Annotated in this window: 3 protein-coding genes; 2 read left to right on the top strand and 1 reads right to left on the bottom strand. The window is 43.0% G+C overall.

What is annotated here, in order from left to right; genetic code table 11:
* The first annotated feature begins 279 nt into the window (after positions 1-279).
* A complete protein-coding gene (pykF, locus tag IQR33_RS30090; protein WP_005379700.1) occupies positions 280-1,692 on the top strand; it encodes a pyruvate kinase PykF in 1,413 nt (470 codons plus the stop codon).
* A 157-nt stretch (positions 1,693-1,849) separates the two neighbouring features.
* Positions 1,850-2,536: a GntR family transcriptional regulator gene (locus tag IQR33_RS30085; protein WP_081008344.1), complete on the top strand. Its 687-nt coding sequence runs from the start codon at positions 1,850-1,852 to the stop codon at positions 2,534-2,536.
* Between the two features lie 54 nt (positions 2,537-2,590).
* On the opposite strand, the gene IQR33_RS30080 is transcribed toward IQR33_RS30085, so the two are convergent.
* Positions 2,591-3,395 (bottom strand): GGDEF domain-containing protein (locus IQR33_RS30080; RefSeq protein WP_193844282.1); only part of this gene is annotated, 805 nt, incomplete at its 5' end.

The raw sequence follows: 3,395 nt of genomic DNA, 5'->3' as shown, positions 1-3,395 counted from the left end.
AATTCGCCACCGAAAAGAAAAAAAATTACAGAATTGAAGGCTATTTTTTTGCAACTTTCTGCATATAAAGTGGGATTAGTCACAAAAAGGTAACCAAAGTCGCCGATCTTTTAGTCATAAAATGACTAAACTTGGTGAAAGACTTTCAGAATCTGAAGTTCTAATAATGAGACGAAAAATCGGTGGGTGACAGGTACTAAATGTCATCAAAAACGTCCTGACTTCAGAGTAAATAACCGACTTTCAAATTGTAACTATACTTACCGGAGAGTATCTTCCATGAAAAAGACCAAAATCGTATGTACGATTGGCCCTAAAACAGAATCTGTAGAGAAGCTAACTGAACTAGTTAACGCAGGCATGAACGTAATGCGCCTTAACTTCTCTCACGGTGACTACGAAGAACACGGCACTCGTATCGCGAACTTCCGTAAAGTAATGGAAGCTACTGGCAAACCACTAGCAATTCTTCTAGATACTAAAGGTCCAGAAATCCGCACTATCAAGCTAGAAGGCGGTAACGATGTTGATCTAGTAGCAGGTCAAGAATTCACTTTCACAACTGACACTTCAGTTGTAGGTAACAAAGATAAAGTTGCAGTAACTTACGCTGGTTTCGCAGCCGACCTAAACGTAGGTAACACTATCCTAGTAGACGACGGTCTAATCGAGATGGAAGTTATCTCTAAGACTGAAACTGAAGTTAAATGTAAAGTTCTTAACAACGGTGCACTAGGCGAAAACAAAGGTGTTAACCTTCCTGGCGTTTCTGTAAACCTACCTGCACTATCTGAAAAAGATAAGAACGACCTTAAGTTTGGTTGTGAGCAAGGCGTTGACTTCGTAGCAGCTTCTTTCATCCGTAAAGCGTCTGACGTTCAAGAAATCCGTGAAGTACTTGCTGCAAACGGCGGCGAGAACATCCACATCATCTCTAAGATCGAAAACCAAGAAGGTGTTGATAACTTCGACGAGATCCTAGATCTTTCTGACGGCATCATGGTTGCACGTGGTGACCTAGGTGTTGAAATCCCAGCTGAAGAAGTAATCTTCGCTCAGAAAATGATGATCGAGAAGTGTAACCGTGCACGTAAGATGGTTATCACAGCAACTCAAATGCTTGATTCTATGATCAACAACCCACGTCCTACTCGTGCGGAAGCAGGCGACGTTGCTAACGCGGTAATGGACGGTACTGACGCAGTAATGCTTTCTGGTGAAACGGCGAAAGGTAAATACCCTGTTGAAGCGGTAACTATCATGGCTCAAATCGCGAACCGTACTGACTCAGCGCTAAAAGCTGAACTAGGTTCTCGTCTAGACAGCCCACGCCTACGCATCACTGAAGCAGTATGTAAAGGTGCAGTAGACACAGCTGAGAAACTAGCTGCTCCACTTATCGTTGTTGCAACTGAAGGCGGTAAGTCTGCACGTTCAGTACGTAAGTACTTCCCAACTGCAAACATTCTAGCGCTAACAACTAACAAGAAAACTGCTGCACAGCTAGTTCTAACTAAAGGTGTTACTCCTGTAGTTGTTGATTCAATCGAAAGCACTGACGCATTCTACGTAGCGGGTAAAGAACTTGCTCTAGAATCAGGTCTAGGTAACAAGGGCGATATCGTTGTTATGGTTTCTGGCGCTCTAGTTGCTTCAGGTACTACGAACACAGCTTCTGTACACGTACTATAAGACTGAATTTTTAACACTTCAGTTTCTTGAGAAGGAGGGCTTATGCCCTCCTTTTTTATATGGCCTTCTTGCTCTCATAATAGGCTAATTGTATTATTTACCTCTATCAGAATTTCGTACTGTTTAATTTTATCGTCACGATTAAAGTTTCTATGAGGTGTATGTGTCTAGTCCCACTCTTACCGACAAAGTATTAAGAATGATCCGTCAGGATATTCTCGATGGCGAGCTTAAACCAGGTCAAAAACTCGTGGTTGCCGAACTCAAAGAGAAGTACAACGTAGGAGCGTCACCCATTCGAGAAGCATTGGTGCAATTATCTTGGAGCAAATACGTCAAACTCGAGCCGCAAAAAGGCTGCTGGGTTGCACCTGTATGTAAAGATGAGTTACATGACTTGTACGAAAGCCTGCAAATGGTCTCCGCATGCTTACTCAGTAAGGCAATTACGATTGGCGATGAAAAATGGGAACTGGATGTACTAACTGCTTATCACAAGTTATCCCGAGTAAAACCTGGCGAAAGCTTTTGCTGGAGGGAATGGGAAGAGCGCCAAAATCAGTTTCTTACTGCGCTGTTTGAAGGTGCTGGCTCTGTCAATATGTTTGGGTTTTTCCGCGATCTACTCACGCAAATTAAACGCTACCAATACTTCGCGATGCAGATTTTAGGCACAGGGAGCCCTGGGCACTGTAATCTCGATGAGCAAGAAATGCTGATGAAGGCATCGCTAGACAAAAAGAGTCAGGATGCTTTAGGTTATCTAGAGCGTTATTTGAGACAGTCAATACAGTGTATCGAAGCCGCCATCGACAACCAATGTCGCATACTGGCTAGCGAATAACGCTGAGACTAAAAAGCGGGGGTCTATCCCCGTTTTTTCGTTTTTGTAAAAGCACTAAGCAATATCATCATAACTATGACACAGCGATACGCAGTTACGCCCTGCACTTTTTGACTCATACAAAGCAATATCAGCACATTTATACGTTCTTGTACGATCAGAGGTTAAATCACTATACCCAGCACTGACAGTAATGCCTCTATCACTACGCATTTGAACCGCGACACGTAGCCTGTTCAATACAATTTCAGCCTCTTCTAGTGTTGTATGCGGCATGATCACTGCAAATTCCTCACCACCGACACGAGATACAAAGTCTGTGCTGCGGACTTCTTCTAGGAGGGTTTCTGCGACACTACAAATCACCTTGTCTCCTTCGTCGTGGCCTAGCTCGTCATTAATACGCTTAAAATGGTCAATATCAAACAACGCCAAACAAGCAGGAGGGCTATCAGGATAGCGTTCAATAATCCCCGCATATTGCGCCAATTGCTCTTCAAATTTTCGGCGGTTCCACAACCCCGTCAAGCCATCTTTTTCGCTTAGGTTTCGTAATTTTTCTTCTAACTCTTTTTGCCCAGAGATATCCACCAGCGACGTAATGTAATAACTCACTTTACCTGATTTGGTTAAATTCGCCTGAATACGCATTATTGCGGTAAAGACTTGATTAAACTTAGTTCGACAACGAATCTCCCCTTCCCATACGTGTTCACTCTTCAGTGTTTTCCAGATACTCAGGTTTGCTTCGAGATCTTCAGGTAAGAGAATTAAATGATGTGCACTCCAACCTTGGGCATGCTTGGTTGAGTAACCCATCATGTTTTCAAACTCTTGATTAACCATGATGATTCTATGT

This window comes from Vibrio sp. OPT46, assembly GCF_015163535.1.
Taxonomy (GTDB): domain Bacteria; phylum Pseudomonadota; class Gammaproteobacteria; order Enterobacterales; family Vibrionaceae; genus Vibrio; species Vibrio alginolyticus.
The sequence above is the reverse complement of the archived record's forward strand: the minus strand, read 5'-3'. Positions and strand labels throughout refer to the sequence as shown.